General features: G+C 59.2%; 1 protein-coding gene. It reads left to right on the top strand.

All coding sequences use genetic code 11. The annotated features are described in order from the left end of the window. On the top strand, positions 1 to 255 hold a 255-nt coding region (locus ACUHMQ_RS21300; protein WP_445297427.1), incomplete at both ends, for an IS3 family transposase.

Below are 255 nucleotides of genomic sequence, written 5' to 3'. Positions count from 1 at the left end.
TTTACCCGGTAACGTGGCTGTGCCGGACCCTGGCGGTTTCTTGTTGTGGTTTCTATGCCTGGCTTAAACGTCCACCTAGCCGACGGGCTCAGGAGAACGAACGGTTGCGGGTAGCAATCCGTGCGGCACACAACAAAACACGCCGAACCTACAGTGCAAGGCGCTTGCAAACCGAACTGGCTGCCGAAGGGATCGTGGCGGGTCGGGATCGGATAGCGCGACTACGTCGCGAAGACGGCATTTGCTGCATCCAGC

The organism is Chitinimonas violaceus (assembly GCF_052601015.1).
This window is presented reverse-complemented; position numbering and strand designations above follow the sequence as displayed.